This window comes from Enterobacter cloacae complex sp. P12RS, from assembly GCF_014895875.1.
GTDB classification, from domain to species: domain Bacteria; phylum Pseudomonadota; class Gammaproteobacteria; order Enterobacterales; family Enterobacteriaceae; genus Enterobacter; species Enterobacter bugandensis.
Genome location: NZ_JADBQO010000114.1, coordinates 1 through 605, shown reverse-complemented (window position 1 = coordinate 605; position 605 = coordinate 1). Strand labels below are relative to the sequence as shown.

The window sequence follows — 605 nt, the reverse complement described above, 5'->3', positions numbered from 1 at the left end:
TTCATTTTTTTTCTTTAAGTCTTGAAACAAAGGTTAAGGTTTTTTCTTCTGGGCAAATCATTAGAAAAATTGCTGTGGGAAACTCTTCTAAACGTGTAATTCCATGCAGCATCTGGTAGAGTCTTTTTTTTAGTATTTCTGCTCCATCTTTTTCAGACTGCCACTCTAAAACTGCCTGCCCCTCTGAACCAATGAATGCATGGGATGGAAGTTTAACGCCTCGGTTTGACTTACTTGAATAGTTTCTGTCATGCAAGAGACCCAAGAGAAGAGGGTTGATATTATTATCTGAGGATCGTGCTTCAATAACTATTAATACTGTGTATTGTAGGATTTTCATGGAAGCCTTATGGTTGCTTCAGCAATAAAGTCATATTGCCATGATGTTGGATGCACTTGTCTTAATTATAATTGTTTGTGTGGGGGTAAAAAAAAGCCTGCATTAAGCAGGCCATAATAATTAAACGTAGTTATAATAATGATTTTATGAATGTTGGCGTTGAATCCCAGGCGTCAAAGATACTTCTGCGCCGCATCTAATATTTCCTGAGAGGTAAGCTCTCGATCTGATGCCACATAAACCACTTCATGGTCACCTGTTAAAG

Annotated in this window: 1 protein-coding gene; it reads right to left on the bottom strand. The window is 37.7% G+C overall.

The annotated features are described in order from the left end of the window. Window position 1: 1 nt before the first annotated feature. Window positions 2–340 carry a hypothetical protein gene (locus IM284_RS23185; protein ID WP_126345475.1) on the bottom strand — a complete coding sequence of 113 codons (339 nt, stop codon included), beginning with the start codon at window positions 338–340 and terminating at the stop codon, window positions 2–4. Between the last annotated feature and the right edge of the window lie 265 nt (window positions 341–605).